The organism is Aeromicrobium duanguangcaii (genome assembly GCF_024508295.1).
Classification (GTDB): domain Bacteria; phylum Actinomycetota; class Actinomycetes; order Propionibacteriales; family Nocardioidaceae; genus Aeromicrobium; species Aeromicrobium duanguangcaii.
The window spans coordinates 932,853-950,807 of the sequence record NZ_CP101990.1 but is presented as its reverse complement, the minus strand read 5'-3'; the positions used below and the strand labels follow the sequence as shown (position 1 = coordinate 950,807).

13 protein-coding genes are annotated in these 17,955 nt (G+C 71.2%); 3 read left to right on the top strand and 10 right to left on the bottom strand.

What is annotated here, in order from left to right; translation table 11 throughout:
• Positions 1-56: 56 nt before the first annotated feature.
• On the bottom strand, positions 57-2,291 hold the full coding sequence (locus NP095_RS15245) for an esterase-like activity of phytase family protein (protein ID WP_306173283.1): 2,235 nt from the start codon (positions 2,289-2,291) through the stop codon (positions 57-59).
• 273 nt (positions 2,292-2,564) lie between these two features.
• On the opposite strand from NP095_RS15245, the gene NP095_RS04875 reads away from it, so the two are divergent.
• On the top strand, positions 2,565-3,500 hold the full coding sequence (locus NP095_RS04875; RefSeq protein ID WP_232417104.1) for a hypothetical protein: 936 nt from the start codon (positions 2,565-2,567) through the stop codon (positions 3,498-3,500).
• 115 nt (positions 3,501-3,615) lie between these two features.
• Here NP095_RS04875 and lepA read toward each other — a convergent pair whose 3' ends face one another.
• Both lepA and NP095_RS04865 read right to left on the bottom strand, forming a co-directional pair.
• Positions 3,616-5,475: a translation elongation factor 4 gene (lepA, locus tag NP095_RS04870; protein ID WP_232417105.1), complete on the bottom strand. Its 1,860-nt coding sequence runs from the start codon at positions 5,473-5,475 to the stop codon at positions 3,616-3,618.
• Positions 5,476-5,526: 51 nt separating this feature from the next.
• Positions 5,527-5,862 (bottom strand): hypothetical protein, encoded by a 336-nt coding sequence (locus NP095_RS04865; RefSeq protein ID WP_232417106.1) that lies wholly within the window; start codon positions 5,860-5,862, stop codon positions 5,527-5,529.
• Positions 5,863-6,008: 146 nt separating this feature from the next.
• Between NP095_RS04865 and rpsT the strand changes: the two genes are divergently transcribed.
• Positions 6,009-6,269 (top strand): 30S ribosomal protein S20, encoded by a 261-nt coding sequence (gene rpsT, locus NP095_RS04860; RefSeq protein ID WP_232417107.1) that lies wholly within the window; start codon positions 6,009-6,011, stop codon positions 6,267-6,269.
• 65 nt (positions 6,270-6,334) lie between these two features.
• Here the strand turns inward: rpsT and holA are convergent, their stop codons facing one another.
• The 7 genes from holA to NP095_RS04825 all read right to left on the bottom strand — a co-directional run bounded on the left by holA (position 6,335) and on the right by NP095_RS04825 (position 16,137).
• Positions 6,335-7,309 carry a DNA polymerase III subunit delta gene (gene holA / locus NP095_RS04855; protein ID WP_232417108.1) on the bottom strand — a complete coding sequence of 325 codons (975 nt, stop codon included), beginning with the start codon at positions 7,307-7,309 and terminating at the stop codon, positions 6,335-6,337.
• A 14-nt stretch (positions 7,310-7,323) separates the two neighbouring features.
• Positions 7,324-9,543, bottom strand: coding sequence for a ComEC/Rec2 family competence protein (locus NP095_RS04850; RefSeq protein ID WP_232417109.1), 2,220 nt, complete (start codon positions 9,541-9,543; stop codon positions 7,324-7,326).
• Positions 9,524-10,267 (bottom strand): helix-hairpin-helix domain-containing protein, encoded by a 744-nt coding sequence (locus NP095_RS04845; RefSeq protein WP_232417110.1) that lies wholly within the window; start codon positions 10,265-10,267, stop codon positions 9,524-9,526. The genes NP095_RS04850 and NP095_RS04845 overlap by 20 nt, the downstream gene beginning before the upstream one ends.
• 89 nt (positions 10,268-10,356) lie before the next feature.
• Positions 10,357-11,199 (bottom strand): DegV family protein, encoded by an 843-nt coding sequence (locus tag NP095_RS04840; RefSeq protein ID WP_232417111.1) that lies wholly within the window; start codon positions 11,197-11,199, stop codon positions 10,357-10,359.
• Between the two features lie 61 nt (positions 11,200-11,260).
• On the bottom strand, positions 11,261-14,074 hold the full coding sequence (gene leuS, locus NP095_RS04835; protein ID WP_232417112.1) for a leucine--tRNA ligase: 2,814 nt from the start codon (positions 14,072-14,074) through the stop codon (positions 11,261-11,263).
• Positions 14,075-14,114: 40 nt separating this feature from the next.
• Positions 14,115-14,789 (bottom strand): potassium channel family protein, encoded by a 675-nt coding sequence (locus NP095_RS04830; RefSeq protein WP_232417113.1) that lies wholly within the window; start codon positions 14,787-14,789, stop codon positions 14,115-14,117.
• Positions 14,782-16,137: a TrkH family potassium uptake protein gene (locus NP095_RS04825; protein WP_232417114.1), complete on the bottom strand. Its 1,356-nt coding sequence runs from the start codon at positions 16,135-16,137 to the stop codon at positions 14,782-14,784. The genes NP095_RS04830 and NP095_RS04825 overlap by 8 nt, the downstream gene beginning before the upstream one ends.
• 49 nt (positions 16,138-16,186) lie before the next feature.
• Here NP095_RS04825 and NP095_RS04820 point away from each other — a divergent pair, with 49 nt between their 5' ends.
• Positions 16,187-17,953, top strand: a complete 1,767-nt coding sequence (locus NP095_RS04820; protein ID WP_232417115.1) for a CDP-glycerol glycerophosphotransferase family protein — start codon at positions 16,187-16,189, stop codon at positions 17,951-17,953.
• Positions 17,954-17,955 lie beyond the last annotated feature (2 nt).

Here is a 17,955-nt window from a genome sequence, read left to right as displayed (position 1 = left end):
TCACCCTAGCGTCCCCGAGGCCTCCAGACGAGGACTTGAGCCTTTCGATGTAGCAATCAGCGCCCGACGGCCGCGGCCCCCGCCCCCGGGTTGTCGGTGAAGAACCCGTCCATCCCCACCGCGAGGAAGGCCCGGATCTCCCCCGCCAGATCACCGATCCCGGCCGGATCGGCACCACGGCGGAACTCCACGGGCAGGAACTGGTTCTCCCGGCGGAACGTCCATCCGTGCACCGTCAGCCCCGCCGCGTGCGCATCGGCGATTGCCCGCGTCGGTCGGCCCAGCCGCCCGTCGGCGGTGCGCGGGATCATCCGGTCCTTGCACAGCCCGACGCCGTCGGCGTACCGGCTGATCGCCCGCAGGCCCTTCTGGCTGACGAGGTCGGCATAGGTGCGCGGGTCCCCGGTGGCCACGAGGTCGTACGGCGCGCCCGTGCAGTCGACGAGCTGGACGATGCGGGCCCCGCTCCGCCGGTCGAGCTCGCGCAGGTTCTGCGTCTCGAAGCTCTGCAGCACGACCCGCGCGCCGGGCCGGTCCAGCCCGGCGCGGCGCAGCCCCTCGACCAGCGGCTCCTCGAGCGAGAGGTCGATCGAGTCGAAGTACGTCGGGTGCTTCGTCTCGGGGTAGACCCCCACCGGCCGGCCGTCGCAGGTACGCGAGCGACGGGCCAGGTCGAGCACCTCGTCGAGCGTCGGCACCGGGTACAGCCCGTCGAAGGCCGTGTTGGCGGGGCGCAGGGCCGGGATGCGCTCCTTCGCGCGCAGCGTCCGCAGCTCGGCCAGGGTGAAGTCCTCGGTGAACCAGCCGGTGACCGCGCGGCCGTCGATCGTCCGGGTCGTGCGCCGGCCGGCGAACTCGGGCCGCCCGGCGACGTCCGTGGTGCCGCCGATCTCGTTCTCGTGCCGCGCCACGAGGACGCCGTCCTTCGTCGAGACCAGGTCGGGCTCGATGTAGTCCGCGCACTGGCGGATCGCCTCGGCGTAGGAGGCCAGCGTGTGCTCAGGCCGGTGTCCGGACGCCCCGCGGTGCCCGACCACGAGCGCGTCGTTCCCGCGCACGTGCTGGCGCCGCAGCTCGACGACGGCGATCTCGGTGTCGTCCGGCGTGCCCGGGACCCGGGCGTCGTTGCCGGGGAAGTTGTTGTCGTTGGCGATCAGCAGCCGCCCGTCGCGCAGCTGCACGATCGTCTCGAAGGACTGCACCGGCAGCGAGAACGGATCGCCCGTGCCGTATCCGTCACCGGCGCCGATCCGCGCGGGGTTGGCGATCTTGAGCGCGTCGAGCACGACCTCCTTCTGGACGAAGCCGTCGCGGTCGCGGCGGTCCAGGTCGACCCGGTACACCCGCTTGACGACCGCCTGCTCCCCCTCGAAGTCGTCACGCTCCGCGACCAGCAGCTCGTGACGGCCGACCGTGAAGGCGTCCGCGACCAGGGAGGCGTCCGTGTCGGACTCGTAGGCCCACCGACGCGGGGTGTAACGCTTCGCGCGGGTGTCGAACTCGTGGATCCAGCGCCGCCTGGGCTGCGCGTCGTCGGTCCGGGCCCCCTCGAGGATCGGGTACAGGTAGCGGCCGTCGGCGCTGGCGGCCATCGCCTCGAATCCCTTGCTGTTCGGCAGGTTCGCGGTGCCGGCGGGAGTCGGGTGGGACGGGGACTGCACGCCCGGCAGCGGCACCGGAGCCTCGAGCAGCACGCCGCTCGCGTCGACGTGCAGCAGGAACGGACCGAACTCCTCCCCGATCCAGAAACTGCCGTCCTTCGCCCGGACGATCGACTCGACGTCGAAGTCCGCACCCGTCAGCAGGCGCTCCCTCGTGTCCTCGTTGACGATCGGGAAGCCCGCCCGGCGGTGCGGGTCACGCAGGGACACGAACCGGTCGAGCCGGATCCGTCCCGGCCCACCGCGGGCGGTCTCCCACTGCGGCGTGATCCGGTAGATCCGCAGCAGGAAGTCCGCCGAGTTCGCCTTCGACCCGAAGCCGTTGTCCGGCAACGCCCAGAACGTGCCGTCGCGGTTCTCGATCATCGCCGAGAAACCCGGGACGACCTGGCCACCGAACGGTCCGGTGCGGCCGTTGGCCGCCGTGGCCTTGGCTCCCGACGGCGGGCCGGGAGCCAGGTGGTCGGCCGACAGCGTCGCGCGGGCGACCAGCGTGGGAACGGTGGTCGTGCGCTGCGTCGGCCGCGGCTCCGGTGTGGCGTGGGCCGCGGCGGCGGTACCGGCCAGGAGCGCACCGGTCGTGGTCAGTGCGAGCAGGCTGCGGGCTGCTCGTCCCCCGATGTGAGTCATGGTCCGAGGCAATCGGACCCGGCGAACCGTGGAACAAGATCCAGGTGAAGCGTGCGTGAACGCTCGCCCACCGCCCGCGCCTGCGCCCGCGCTCCGCAGCCCCCTGCCCACTTTTGGAAGCCGATCCACGTTTTCCGTCCGGGAAAAGGTGAAACGAGGTCCAAAAGTGGGAATGCTGGCGGCTCTTCCCCGCCCGCGGCGGGGGCGGGCTGGCTGTCCACAGCCTCAGGGCGCGGGCTGGTTCGCCCGTCGTCGGAGGTCGAGGCTCGGTTCGTGCGGCCGATCCCCGAGTCCTTGCGTGGGCGGCCGTTCACGACCGGCGAGGCCGCCGCGCTCGGTGTGACCCGACGGATGCTCGACGGACGCCGCTTCGAGGCGATCCACCCGGGTCGCGGCGTGTGGGCGGTGGCGCAGGAATCCCGCGACTTGCGCTTCCTGCTCCGGGCCGACCTCCTGGTCCTGCCCCGCGATGCCGCGGTGAGTCACGTGACGGGGCTGCAGCTCCACGGGCTCGACGTCGACACGAGCCTGCGGCACTGGTCGACGAACACGCCGAACCGCCGCGGCCTGGGCTCGGTCACGCTGCACCGCCGTCAGGCGCCGTTGCGTCCCGTGGACATCGACGGCGTCCCCGTCCTGCCGGCACATCGCTGCCTCGTGGACGCGGCCATCATGCTCAGCCACCGCGACATCGTGCGGTACGCAGATGCCCTGATCGCCGCCGAACAGATGACTGCCGAGAGCTTCGCGCACTACGCGTGGACCCGACACCTCCACGGCGTCCGGCGATCTCGTGCCAACCTCGCACTACTGCGCGACCGCGTGCGCTCGTTCCGCGAGACCGACCTGCGCCTGCTTCTCGTGATCGCAGGCCTGCCGGAGTTCGAGGTCAACCTCGACATCTTCGATGCACGCGGAGCACACCTCGGGTGCGGCGACCTCGTGCTTCCGCGGCACCGCATCGTGCTCGAGTACGACGGCTGGTACCACGAGCGGACGGCCGCGCAGCGGCGCAAGGACATCGCGCGCCGGGAGGGGCTGGAGGCCGACGGATGGCTCGTGATCGTGGTCGTCTCCGGCGACCTGGACCACCCGGCCGGCCTGATCGGTCGAGTCTGGCGCGCTTTGGTCTCACGCGGCCACAGCGGTCCACCGCCACGCTTCGTCCCGTGGGCGCTCGAGGAGCTCAGCCGCAACCCGAAGGGCTAGCGGGCGCCCACGGGACCACTTTTGGAACCGGATCCACCTTTTCCGACCGAACTTGCGTGGATCCCCTTCCAAAAGTGGGAGGGAGGTGGCGGGCCCGGGCCGAGGCGCGCGGGCCTCAGGACTGCTTGGTCTCGCCGGTGGAGAGGGCGGCGATGAACGCCTCCTGGGGGACCTCGACGCGGCCGACCATCTTCATGCGCTTCTTGCCCTCCTTCTGCTTCTCCAGCAGCTTGCGCTTGCGGCTGATGTCGCCGCCGTAGCACTTGGCGAGCACGTCCTTGCGGATCGCGCGGATGTTCTCGCGGGCGATGACGCGCGCGCCGATCGCGGCCTGGATCGGGACCTCGAACTGCTGGCGCGGGATGAGCTCCTTGAGCTTGCCGGCCAGCGAGACGCCGTAGGAGTAGGCGTTGTCGCGGTGCACGATCGCGCTGAACGCGTCGACGACCTCGCCCTGCAGCAGCACGTCGACCTTGACCAGGTCGGCGGCCTGCTCGCCGGACAGCTCGTAGTTCAGCGAGGCGTAGCCCTTCGTGCGCGACTTCAGCGCGTCGAAGAAGTCGAACATGATCTCGCCCATGGGCAGCGTGTACCGGATCTCGACGCGATCCTCGGAGAGGTAGTCCATGCCGCCGAGCTTGCCGCGACGCGACTGGCACAGCTCCATGATCGTGCCGATGTAGTCGGTCGGCGCCAGGATCGTCGCCGACACGACGGGCTCGTAGACCTTGGCGATCTTGCCGTCGTTCGGGTACTCGCTCGGGTTGGTGACGACGCGCTCGCTGCCGTCCTCCATCTCGATGCGGTACACGACGTTCGGCGCGGTCGAGATGAGGTCGAGGTTGAACTCGCGCTCGAGCCGCTCGCGGACGATCTCCAGGTGCAGCAGGCCCAGGAAGCCGATGCGGAAGCCGAAGCCCAGCGCACCGGAGGACTCCGGCTCGTAGACCAGGGCGGCGTCGTTGAGCTGCAGCTTCTCCAGCGCGTCACGCAGCGTCGAGAAGTCGTCGCCGTCGATCGGGTACAGGCCGGAGAAGACCATCGGGTTCGGGTGCTGGTAGCCGCTGAGGGCCTGCTCGGCGGGCTTGCTGGCCGAGGTCACCGTGTCACCGACGCGGCTCTGGCGTACTTCCTTCACGCCGGTGATCAGGTAGCCGACCTCGCCGACGCCGAGGTGGTCGGCCTTGACCGGCTCGGGGCTGATGACGCCGACCTCGAGCATCTCGTGCACGGCACCGGTGGACATCATCTTGATCTTGTCGCGGTGGCTGAGCTTGCCGTCGAAGACGCGGACGTACGTGACGACACCGCGGTAGGTGTCGTACACGGAGTCGAAGATCAGCGCGCGCGGCGGCCCGTCGGGATCGCCCTGCGGCGGGGGCACCTCATCGACGATGAGGTTGAGCAGCTCGCGCACGCCCTGGCCCGTCTTGGCCGAGACCCGCAGCACGTCGTCGGGCTCGCCGCCGATGATGCCGGCGATCTCCGCGGCGTACTTCTCGGGCTGGGCACCGGGCAGGTCGATCTTGTTCAGGACCGGAATGATGTGCAGGTCCGCGTCCATCGCCAGGTAGAGGTTCGCCAGCGTCTGGGCCTCGATGCCCTGCGCGGCGTCGACCAGCAGGATCGCGCCCTCGCACGCCTCGAGCGAGCGGCTGACCTCGTACGTGAAGTCGACGTGCCCGGGGGTGTCGATCATGTTCAGCACATAGGTCGTGCCGTCGTCGTCGCCGTCGGACTTCGTGAACGGCATCCGGACGGCCTGGCTCTTGATCGTGATGCCGCGCTCGCGCTCGATGTCCATGCGGTCGAGGTACTGCGCACGGGCGGCGCGCTCGTCGACGACGCCGGTCAGTTGCAGCATCCGGTCGGCGAGCGTCGACTTGCCGTGGTCGATGTGCGCGATGATGCAGAAGTTCCGCAGCAGCTCGGGCGGCGTGGCACCGGGGCTCGGGGCGGGAGTGGGGCGCGTCATGATGCGTCCATTCTCGCACCCGTGAGACCGGGTGCGGTCATCGCCAACGGGTCACCAGAGGATGGCGAGCAGGATGTTCAGGCCCACGAGCCCGAACAGGATGCCGGCGGCCTTGTTCGGCGTCGGCTTGTTGGTCTGCACGAACGCGTAGACCGTCGCCACGGCCGCGACCAGCAGCTTGATGCCGATCTTCATGTGGTTGTAGTCCTTGTCGAGCGAGGCGACGGACTCCCCGAGGCCGACCAGGATGATGCCGGTGACCAGCGCCGTGGCGATGGCGTGGGCGGCTCCCTTGCGGATCACGCCGCCGCGCGGATCGATGAGCGCGAGCGCTCCGAGCCACGAGAGGATGTGCAGGCCGACGATGACGGTGTACAAGGTTTCCACGAGCAGAACCTTATCCGGGGACTGCGATTTGAGGCGCACGGCCATGCGCTGGTAGAGTTGTTCCTTGCGTGTCCAGCCCAACGTACGACGGGCTCGGATACGACCAAGACTTCTCATCACCGGAACGACGAAAGAACAGGTTTGCCGTGGCGAACATCAAGTCGCAGATCAAGCGCAACCGGCAGAGCGAGGCCGCTCGTGAGCGCAACAAGTCCGTGCGCTCGGCACTGAAGACCTCGGTTCGCCGCTTCCAGGAGGCCGTCGAGGCCGGCAAGAGCGACGAGGCCAAGACCCTCGCCGCCGACACCGCAAAGAAGCTCGACAAGGCCGCGTCCAAGGGCGTCATCCACAAGAACCAGGCCGCGAACCGCAAGTCCGCGATCGCCAAGAAGGCCGCCGCTCTCTGAGCCGCTGACAAAGGCCCCGCACCCGATGGGCGCGGGGCCTTTTCGCGTGCCCTGACGCAGGACGCTCAGCTGCGCGAGCGGGCCACCGCGACGTCGATGATCATCTGCTCGACGGCGTGAGCCGGCTCGGCCGAGCCGCCCTTGACCCGCAGGTCGGCCTTGGCGACCGCGTCCAACGCGTGACGCAGGGACGTCTCGTTCCAGCCGCGCGCACTCTGGCGCAGGGCCCGGATCTTGAACGGCGGCGCGCCGATCTCGCGCGCGAGGTCGGCGTCGCGCAGGCCCGGAGGGGCCGTGACGACGCGCGCCAGCTGTCGGAGGCCCGACGCGAGCGCGGCGGTGATCAGCAGCGGGGCCACGCGGGCCGCCTCGGCCCACCGAGCCCGCTCGAGAGCCAGGTCGAGACGGCCGTCGAGGGCGGCGTCGGCGATCTCGTACCCGCGGACCTCGGCGCGGCCGCCGAAGTAGCGCCGGACGACCGTGGCGTCGAGGCTCTCGCCCTCGGCCAGCGTCGTGACGAGCTGGTCGACCGCGGCGGCCAGCGACCGCAGGTCCGAGCCCACCGCCGAGACGAGCACGGCGGCGCCCTCCTCGTCGATGGACCGGCCGAGCGTCCGGGACTCCTGGCGGACCCACGCAACGAGATCGCGCTCGTACTTCGGCGCCTGCTGCGAGACCTCGGTGACGGACGGCAGCTTGCGCAGCTTGTCGAGCACGCCCTTGCCCTTGGCCCCGCCGCCGTGGATCAGGACGACGGCCGCGTCGTCGGACGGGGCGGCCGCGTACTGCAGCAGCTCGGAGGCCACCTGTTCGCCGAGGTCCTGCAGGTCGGTGAGCACCACGGCCGCGGCCGTGCTGAACAGCGAGGCGCTGGTGAGGGCGGTGAACTCGCCCGGCGCGAGGGACGACGCCGTGGCCTGGGCGACCTCGGCCTCGGGCGCCGCGGCCTTGATCTGGTCGACGGCCTGGCGCCGGGCCCGGTCGGACAGGAACTCGGAGTTGCCGGTGATCAGCCAGACCTTGCCGAACGGATTCGCCACGTCCCGAGAATAGGTCACCGCACCGACACGGCGAGGGCCCCGTCGCGTTCGACCACCGCGACGGTGCCCGATCGGTCCGTCCGCCAGACGGCGACACCCGCGTCCGAGAGGGTCGACAGCGCCGGCGGGGCCGGGTGGCCGTGCGGGTTGTCGGCTCCCACGCCGATCAGGGCGACGGACGGCCCGACCCGCTCGACCAGCCCGGGCCAGTGGTCGGCGCTGCCGTGGTGGGCCACCTTGAGGACATCGGCCGACAGGTCGGGGTGCAGCCGGGCGAGTCCGCGCTGGGCCTCCTCCCCCAGGTCTGCCGTGAACAGCACGCGGTGTCCCCGCACCGTGGCCCGGACGACGACGCTGGCGTCGTTGCGGGCCGCGGCCGGCACCCGGTCGACTTCGCTGCGCGGCCAGAGCACCTCGAGCCCGACCGCGCCGACGGTGACCCGGTCCCCCGACACCAGCCGCACGCGACGGCCGGCCGGCACGTCGGGCCCGCCCGAGGGCCCGTCGGCCAGCACGTCCACCCGGCGGCCCCGCACGGCGCCGCGCCAGCCGTCGACGTGGTCCGCGTCGCCGTGGGTGAACAGCAACAGGGCGATCCGGTCGATGCCCAACTCGGTCAGGCACCGGTCGATCGGGGCCGGCTCCTCACCGACGTCGATCACGATCGCCTCACCCGGCGCCGTGGGCACGACGAAGCCGTCGCCCTGACCCACGTCGCACGCGACGACCACGACCTCCTCCGGCGGCCACCCCGGCGTGGGCGGGCGCAGCACGGCGACCAGCAGACCGAGGGTCACTCCGACAGCGAGGGCGGGCCGTCGCGCCAGCCGCCACAGCCCGGTTCCGACCAGGAGGGCGACCGGCACGAGCGTCCACGGCGGCCACGGCCACGCGATCGCGGCGCCGGGAGCGGCGGCCCCGATCCGGGCGACCTCCACGATGACCCACGCCGACGCCCAGGCGACGGTTCCGGGCACCACGGCGACGACGGGGACGACGAGGTCCACCAGACCGGCGGCCAGCCCGGCGACGGTCGCCGGGGCCACGACCGGTGCCGCGGCCACGTTCGCGAACACCGCCACCAGCGACACCTCGCCACTGAGAGAGGCCACGACGGGCAGGCAGGCCAGGTGCGCCGCGATCGGCACGGCGACGGCCTGCGCGACGGGCTCGGGCAGCCAGGCCAGTCGGCGGGCCAACGGGGCGGCCAGGACGATGATCCCCGCCGTCGCGCAGACCGACAGGACGAACCCGGGACGAGTCGCCAGCCACGGGTCCAGCACGAGCAGGACGATCACCGCCCAGGCCAGGGCCCGCAGGCCCGCGCCGGTCCGGCCGACCAGCAGGCCCGCCAACGCCACCGAGCCCATCACCGCGGCACGCTGCACGCTCGGCTCGGGACGCGCCACGAGGACGAACGCCACGACCGTGAGCGCCCCAGCCAGCAGCAGCATCCGGCGTGAGGCGCCGGCCGAGCGCAGGCCCAGGAGCACGACGCCCAGCACGATGGTCAGATTGGCGCCCGACACCGCCAGCAGGTGGGTCAGCCCGGTCCGGGTGAACTCCTGCCGGGTCTGCTCCGAGAGGCGCGCGTCGTCCCCGGCCACCAGCGCGGGCACGAGCGCGGCGGGCTGGTCGTCGCGGTGGTCGACCCCGCCGCGGATGCCCTCACGAACCACCTCGGACCAGCGCCACCACCACGGTCCGTTCCCCAGGACGCGCCAGTCCAGGAGGCGCAGGACGGCAGCCTCGTCCGTTCCGTCCGCCGGCTCCAGGTCGGCCCGGACGGCCAGTCGCGTGCCCGTGACGAAGGCATCGGCCGAGCCGTCGGCGAAGGCCGTCACCCGCACCCGGACCCGCCACGTCCGCTCCCCCGACTCGACGACCCGCACGGTCAGGGGCACGACGACGCCCGGACCCGCGCGACCGTCGTAGGCCCGACCGTCCTCGCGCACGACGACCTCGGCGCGGACGATCGTGCTGCGCTCGGCCAGCTGCGCGACGGGAGAGGCCTCGACCGCCGTCGCGCGCCAGCCGCAGCACGCCGCCACCAGTGCGAGACACACGGCGGGGAACGCCACGGCGGGCCGTCGCCAGCCCACAGCCCCGACCAGTGCGGCGGCGACCACCACGCCGAACGCCCACCCGGGACGGACGTGGGACAGGGCCGCGGCGAACGCCCACACCGCGACCGCGGCCGGGACGACCCGCAGGTCAGACCGTGACGCGGTCACGCAACTCGGCCAGCGTGGCCTCGCCGATCCCCTTGACGTCCAGCAGGTCATCGACCGAGCGGAAGGGGCCGTTCTCGTCGCGCCACGCGACGATGGCCTCCGCCGTCACCGGCCCCACTCCGGGCAGGGTGTCGAGGGCCACCAGATCGGCGGTGTTGAGATTGACCTGCCCCGCCGGGCCACCGGGCGCGGGCGAGGATCCCGAGCCAGTTCCCGGCGCGCCTGCGGCCGGAGCCGGCGCCGCTCCGACCACGACCTGCTCGCCGTCGTTGAGGACCCGCGCCAGGTTGAGGGCGGTGGTGTCCACGCGGCCCCGCAACCCCCCGGCCGCCGCGATCGCCTCGTGCACCCGCGAGCCGGGCGGCAGCGTGACGATGCCGGGCCGACGGACCTTGCCCGCCACGTCGACGACCAGTTCGTCCGAGACGGTCGCCGACGCCGCGGCGCCCGCGACGTCGACGGTCGACGCGGGCGGCACCGCCACCTCCTGCGGACGACCGGCCAGCAGCCACCACACGATGAGGACGGCCGCGAGCCCGGCGGTGACGCCCGCGAAGCGCACGTGCACCGGACGCAGGCGGCGACGGACGGGCTCGGGCTTGCGGCGCCGCCCTGCCCCCGGCTCGTCCGGTTCTTCGGGCAGGGAGGCGTCGAACGTCGCTGCGAGCTCGGCGAGCCGCTGCCGGGCGACCTGGGCGCGGGTCTCGGGCGGGACGGGGACCATGCCGCGACCCTAGGAAGACCGCGTCCCCGACGGAACCGCCCGCGGCTCGGCTGTGGACAGCCTGCGCCTCGGACGCGGGATGTGGACCGTCAGCGGGCGCTGACGGTGACCGCGATCATCCCCGGACCGACGTGGGCGCCGATGTCGGCACCGACCTCGTCGATCGCGATCGCGGGACGGTCGAGCTCCTGCGCCAGCGACTCCGCGACGGAGACGGCCACCGGCTCACTGGCCAGGTGCAGGATGCCGATGTCGTAGCCGTCCGGATGGGAGCGGGCGGTCTCGACCCCCAGGGCGACGAGCCGCGCGAGCGCCTTCGACGAGGTGCGCACCTTCTCCAGCGGCGTGACGACCCCGTCCTCGATCGTGAGGATCGGCTTGACCGCCAGCGCCGAGCCGATGAGGGCCGCGGCCCTCCCGATCCGGCCACCGCGGCGCAGGTACTCGAGGGTGTCGACGTAGAGCAGCACGCGGGAGGTCCGCGCCGACTCCAGCGCGGCCGCGGCCACCTCCTCGGCCGTGGCCCCGGCGGCGCTCGCGCGGGCGGCCTCGCCGGCGGCGAACCCGGTGGCGAGGCCGACCTGCAGCGTGTCGACGACGTGGACCGGGATGTCGACCCGGTCGGCCGCCAGCCTCGCCGCGTCGACGGTGCCGGAGACCTTGGAGCTGATGTGGACCGAGACGATCGCGTCGACCCCGGTGGAGGCCAGCGCGCGGTACACCGCCTGGAACGTCTCGGGCGACGGGCGCGACGTGCTGACCGGCACGTTCTGCGCCAGTGCGTCCGCGATCATCTGCGAGGTCACGTCGACGCCCTCGGTGTACACCCGGGCGCCGATGATGACGGTCGTCGGGACGACGCTGATGCCCTCGCGGGCGGCGTCGTCGGGGTCGAGCGACGCGGTCGAGTCGGTCACCACGGCCACGGTCATGGCCGAAACCCTACTGGGTGGCGGGTCTCGTGAGGCGCGCGACGGAGCCGCGTCCGAGCGATCAGACGACGACGCTGACGAGCTTCGGCGCGCGCACGATCACCTTGCGGATCTCGCGGCCGTCGATCGTGCGGACGACGTTCGGCTCGGCCAGCGCCAGGGCGGTGAGCTCCTCGTCGCTGATGTCGGCGGGGACCTCCAGCTTGCCGCGGACCTTGCCCTGGATCTGCACGACGCACGTGACCAGGTCCTCGACGAGGTACTGCTCGTCGGCGGCGGGCCAGGACTCGTACGTCAGCGTCTGGTCGTGGCCCAGTCGCGACCACGCCTCCTCAGCCACGTGCGGGGCGAACGGCGCCAGCATGAGCACGAGCGACTCGATCACCGTGCGCGAGCGCACGGACTCCTTCGTCAGGTGGTTCGTCAGCTCGATCAGCTTGGCGATCGCGGTGTTGAACCGCAGCTCGGCCATGTCCTCGGTGACGCCGGCGATCGTCTGGTGCAGGGCACGCAGCGTGGCGGTGTCGGGCTCGCTGTCGTCGACGACGACCTCACCGGTCTCCTCGTCGACGATCAGGCGCCAGACCCGCTGCAGGAAGCGCTGCGAGCCGACGACGGCCCGGGTCTCCCAGGGGCGCGATTGCTCCAGCGGACCCATCGACATCTCGTAGACGCGCAGGGTGTCGGCGCCGTACGCCTCGTACATCTCGTCGGGCGTGACGGAGTTCTTGAGGCTCTTGCCCATCTTCCCGTACTCGCGGTTGACGGGCTTGCCCTCGAAGAAGAACTCGCCGTCGCGCTCCTCGACCTGCTCGGCGGGCACGTAGACGCCACGCTCGTCGGTGTACGCGTAGGCCTGGATGTAGCCCTGGTTCACCAGTCGCTGGAAGGGCTCCTCGCCGCTGACGTGGCCGAGATCGAACAGCACCTTGTGCCAGAAGCGCGCGTACAGCAGGTGCAGCACCGCGTGCTCGACACCGCCGACGTACAAGTCGACGCCGCCGGCCTCGCCGGGCGCCTTCGGGCCGAGCCAGTAGCTCTCGTTCCTCGGGTCGGCCAGGACGTCGGAGTTGGTCGGATCGGTGTAGCGCAGCTCGTACCAGCTGGAGCCGGCCCAGTTGGGCATCGTGTTGGTCTCGCGCCGGTAGCGCTTCGGGCCGTCACCCAGGTCGAGCTCGACCTCGACCCACTCGGGCACCCGCGCCAGCGGGGGCTCGGGCATGCTCGTGACATCGTCGGGCTCGAACGTCTTGGGCGAGTAGTCCGGCACCTCGGGCAGGTCGACCGGCAGCATCGACTCGGGCAGCGCGATGGCGCGGCCGTCCTCGTCGTAGACGATCGGGAAGGGCTCGCCCCAGTAGCGCTGGCGGCTGAACAGCCAGTCGCGCAGCCGGTAGGTGGTGGTGCCCTCGCCGACCCCGCGCTCCTCCAGCCACGCGATGATCGCGCGCTTCGCCTCGTCGACGGCCATGCCGTCCAGGCTGACGCCCTCGTCACCGAAGATGTCGTGGTTGTCGGAGTTGATCGCGACGCCGTCGCCGGTCCACGGCAGCACCGCGTCCTCAGGCGACTGGACCACGGGGGTGATGCGCAGGCTCAGCTCGGTGGCGAACTCGAAGTCGCGCTCGTCGTGGCCGGGGACGGCCATGATCGCGCCCGTGCCGTAGCCCATCAGGACGTAGTCGGCGATGAACACCGGCACGGCCTCGCCGTTGACCGGGTTCGTGGCGAAGGAGCCGATGAAGACACCGGTCTTCTCCTTGTTCTCCTGGCGCTCGACGTCGGACTTCGCGGCGGCCGTGCGGCGGTACTGCTCGATCGCCGTGATCGGGTCGTCGGCTCCGCCGGTCCAGCGCTCGTCGACGGCCTCGGGCCAGGTCTCGGCGGCCAGCTGGTCGACCATCGGGTGCTCGGGCGCCAGCACCATGTAGGTGGCGCCGAACAGCGTGTCGGGACGGGTCGTGAAGACCTCGATCGGACCGGCGGCGGACTCGAAGCGCACCTTCGCGCCGTGCGAGCGGCCGATCCAGTTGCGCTGCATGAGCTTGACCGGCTCGGGCCAGTCGACGCGCTCGAGGTCGTCGATCAGCCGGTCGGCATACGCCGTGATCCGCATCTTCCACTGGCGCAGGTTGCGCTTGAAGACCGGGAAGTTGCCCCGCTCACTGCGTCCGTCGGCCGTGACCTCCTCGTTCGCGAGCACCGTGCCCAGGCCCGGGCACCAGTTGACCGGCGACTCGTCGATGTAGGCCAGCCGGTACTGGTCGATGACCGCGGGGTCGTCGGTGCCCAACTCCTCGATCAGCTCGGCGATGGGCCGGGCGCGGCGCTGCTCGGCGTCGTACCAGGAGTTGAAGATCTGCAGGAAGATCCACTGCGTCCACCGGACGAACTCCGGCTCGATCGTGGCGAACGAGCGGCGGTTGTCGTGCGCCAGGCCCAGCCGGCGCAGCTGCCGGCGCATGTTGGCGATGTTCTCCAGCGTCGTCTCGCGCGGGTGGCGGCCGGTCTGGACGGCGTAGATCTCGGCGGGCAGGCCGAAGGCGTCGTAGCCCAGCGCGTGCAGGACGTTGTCGCCCTTCATCCGGCGGAAGCGCCCGATGACGTCGGTGGCGATGTAGCCCAGCGGGTGGCCGACGTGCAGGCCCGCGCCCGACGGGTACGGGAACATGTCCATCACGAAGAACTTGGGCCCGTGCGCGTTGTGAGCGGAGTCGGGCAGCGCGAGATCGCCGACCGGGTTGGGCGCCTCGAAGGTGCCCTCGGTCTCCCAGCGGTCCTGCCACGCCGTCTCGATCCGGCCGGCGAAGTCACTGGTGTACCGGTGCGCTGCACCGTCGGGTGCCGCACTCTCCTGGGGGTCCTGGTTGCTCACCGGTCAAGGTTATCCGCAGGCCGTCACCGCCCCGCGCGCGCTACGTGTAGCTCAGGGCGCAGAAGCTCTCGACCTTCTTCGTGGGTCCGGAGACGATCAGCTCGTCCGAGGTCTCGATCGAGGTCTCGGGCCGGGCGTACGTGAAGTCCTCGCCGCGGCGCTTCACCCCGACCACCGTGACGCCGAAGCGGGCGCGCAGCTGCGACTCGAGCAGGGTGCGCCCGGCGGCGAGCTTGGGCGCGCGGGTGCGTGCGATCGAGAAGCCGTCGTCGAACTCGATGTAGTCGATCATGGCGCCGGTGACCATGTGGGCCACCCGCTCGCCCATGGCCGACTCCGGTCGCACGACGTGCGTGGCTCCGACGCGCTCGAGGATGCGGGCGTGCTTGGTGTTGATCGCCTTCGCCCACACCTCGGAGACCCCGAGCTCGACGAGGCTCAGCACGGTCAGGACACTGGCCTCGATGTCGGTGCCGATGCCCACGACGGCGCGGTCGAACTGATCGGCGCCGATCTGCTTGAGCGCCTCGCTGTCGGTGGTGTCGGCCGCAACGACGTGGGTGAACTCGCTCGCGAAGCGCTGCACCAGGTTGGGGTCCTCGTCCACGCCGAGCACGTCGTGACCCAGCCGGACCAGCGAACGCGCGACGGCGGAACCGAACCGGCCCAGTCCCACGACGAGGACGGGTGCGCTGAGGGGGTCGTTGTTAGCCAATGATCGGTTGCTCCTCGGGAAGGTGATACCTGGATTGGCGGCGGCGGAGCACGAAGGCAGATGCTGCCGTAATCGTGCCCACTCGGCCGATGAACATCAAGAAGATCAAGGTCAGCTGGCCCGGCACGTTGAGCAACGGCGTGAGTCCGGTCGAGAGTCCCACGGTGCCGAACGCCGAGGTCGCCTCGAACAGTCCCTCGGCGAACGAGACGCCCGAGAAGATCATCAACAGCATCGATCCCACGGCCACGAGGCCCACGGCGATCAGGGCGATGCTCAGTGCCGTGCGGATGGTGCGCGGGCTGATCGCACGCGAGCCGATGCGCACCTGCTCCTCGCCGCGGACCTCGGCCAGGATCACGTAGCCCAGCAGCAGGAACGTCGTCACCTTGATGCCGCCGGCCGTCGAGGCGCTGCCGCCGCCGATGAACATCATGATGATCGCGGTGTTGAGCGTGACGGGCTCGACGCTGCCCCAGTCGAAGCTGTTGAAGCCGCCGGAGCGGGGCATGATGCCGCCCTCGATGCCGGTGATGAGCTTGTCCAGCGGGCTCAGGGTGCCGATCGTCGCCGCGTTGTCCCACTCGGCCGCGATGAACAGCGTCGAGGCGACGACCAGCAGGAACAGCGAGCCCCACACGGTCAGGCGAGTGTGGATCGTCCACGTCGAGGGCGAGCGCCACTCCTTGTAGAGCTCGGCCAGGACGGGGAAGCCCACGCCGCCGGCGAACACCGCGACCGAGATCGGCAGGATCACGGCGTAGTCGCCGGCGTAGCCGGTGAGGCTGTCGGCGTGCAGCGAGAAGCCCGCGTTGTTGAAGGCCATGACGGCGTCGAACACGCCGTGCCACAGCGAGTAGCCGAACGAGTCGAAGTAGTGCAGGTAGTAGCGCAGGGTCAGCACGACGGCGGTGAGTCCCTGGAACAGCAACATCGTGACGGCCACGCGGCGGAACAGCGGGCCGACGTCGCCCAGGCTCACGACGTGCATGTCGGTCTGCGCGGCCAGCCGCGTGCGCAGCCCCAGCCGCCCGCCGACGAACAGGCCCAGGATGGTCGTCATCGCGATGATGCCGATACCGCCGATCTCGACCAGCACGACGATGATCGCCTGCCCGATCGGCGACCAGTAGCTGCCCGTGTCGACCGTGGCCAGGCCCGTGACCGTGACGGCTGAGGCGGACGTGAAGAGCGCGTCCATGAACGAGGGATCGTGCTCGCCCGCGCGTGCGAACGGCATCAAGAGCAGCAACGTGCCGACCACGATGAGGGTCAGGAAGGCCAGCGGCAGCAACCGCACGGGATGAGCGATCGACGCCGGCAGGCGGTAACGGCGGCGCCAGGGCACGAACCGACGGTACACCGGTCCCGCCTCGGCGACCCGGTAGATTGCCGCCATGGCTTCCCCGGCGAGTTTCCTGCGTGCGCTCGTGGCCAGACTGGGCCGGAGCTCGGAGCTTCCGGGCCTGCTGCTGGTCAACGGCACGATCATCCTGGCGCTGCTGCTCGTGGTCCTCGACCAGGACCTCGCGGCCGTCATCACGCTGCTGGTCTCGATCGTCTCGGAGTGGTGGCTCGAGCGGCGCTCGCCGACGACCTCGATGCTGCTGCGCCAGGCCTCGGCCGGTCCCCCGCTGCGATTCGCCCTGCGCGCCCTCGTGGCCGTCGCGGCGTCCTCGCGCTTCGACGACCGGGCGGCCCTGTACTCGTTCGTGGCCGTCGCGCTCGTCATCGTCACCGGCCTGTGCGCCCGCGCCCTGCACGCCGAGTACCGCCGCATCGGCCCGCTGAAGCCCATGCGCACCCGGCACATCCCCGGCGCCACGCGCATCGACGAGGAGCCGACGAGCCGTCCCGTGCTGGTGGCCACGGTCGAGCTCGCCGCCGTCATGCCGGCCGTCTTCGGCGCCGCCTGGTACGACGTCCTGCTGGTCGGCGCGGTCGCGTTCGGCGCCCTGATGGCCGGGACCGTTCCGGAGTTCCGCACCAGCTGGCAGATGCGCGCGGCCAAGCGCGCGACGGGCTTCACGCCGCAGCTGTCGGCCGTGCAGGAGTTCATCGACGAGTACCAGCCCGAGGTGATCGTCCATCTCTCCGGTCCCGACACCGCGGCCTACCAGATCAACACCTGGATCGAGGCGCTCGAGAGCCTCGACCAGCGCGTCTTCGTCATCTTGCGCGACCACCCCCTCTTCGAGAAGATGGCGCCCTCGTCGCTGCCGACCCTGTCGCTGCCGGCGCCGAGCGAGCTGCTCATGCTCGACTTCTCGTCAGCCCGGGTCGCCCTGTACCCGAGCAACACCGGAAACAACATCCACCTGCTGCGGCTGCCGACCATGATGAGCGCCTTCATCGGACACGGCGACAGCGACAAGAGCGCCTCGAACAACCCGTTCTCACGCGTCTACGACGAGCTCTGGGTCGCGGGTGAGGCCGGCGCCGACCGGTACCGCCGCTCGGGCATGCACATCCCCGAGGACCAGTTCCGCTTCGTCGGCCGGCCCCAGGTCCACGCCATTCTCCCCACGCCGCGCGTCGGCGACGCCGAGATCCCCACGGTGCTCTACGCGCCGACGTGGGAGGGCGTGAACCAGCTGCAGGAGTACTCGTCCCTGCGCGCGATCGGCGTCCAGCTGATCGACGCGCTGCTGGCCGACGGCTCGGTGCGCGTCGTCTACAAGCCGCACCCGTTCACGGGCCAGCGCGACGCCAAGTACCGCACGGCCCACGTGGCGATCGTCCGCCGGCTCAACGAGGCGAAGCTGAGCACCGGCATCGACCACCGCGTCGTGTCGCGCGGATCCCTGACCGACTGGATGAACCAGTCGACCGCCCTGATCAGCGACATCTCCAGCGTCCTCTCGGACTGGCTCGCGGGCGAGAAGCCCTACGCGGTCTTCAACCACACGGGCATGTCGACCAAGCAGTTCCGCGAGCAGTTCCCGTCCAGCGCCGCCGCGACGCTCCTCGACCGCGAGGCCCACGGCGTCGACGAGCTCATCGACGTGGTCACCGGCCGCGCTCCCGACCAGCTGGCCGAGTACCGCTCGAAGCTGGCGAGCTACCTGCTCGGCCCGCCCGAGCAGCGCACGCTCGAGGCCTTCCGCGAGGCGGTCACGGCGTTCGTGGCCCGCTCGGAGGCCGAGCGGGCGATGTACCGCTGATC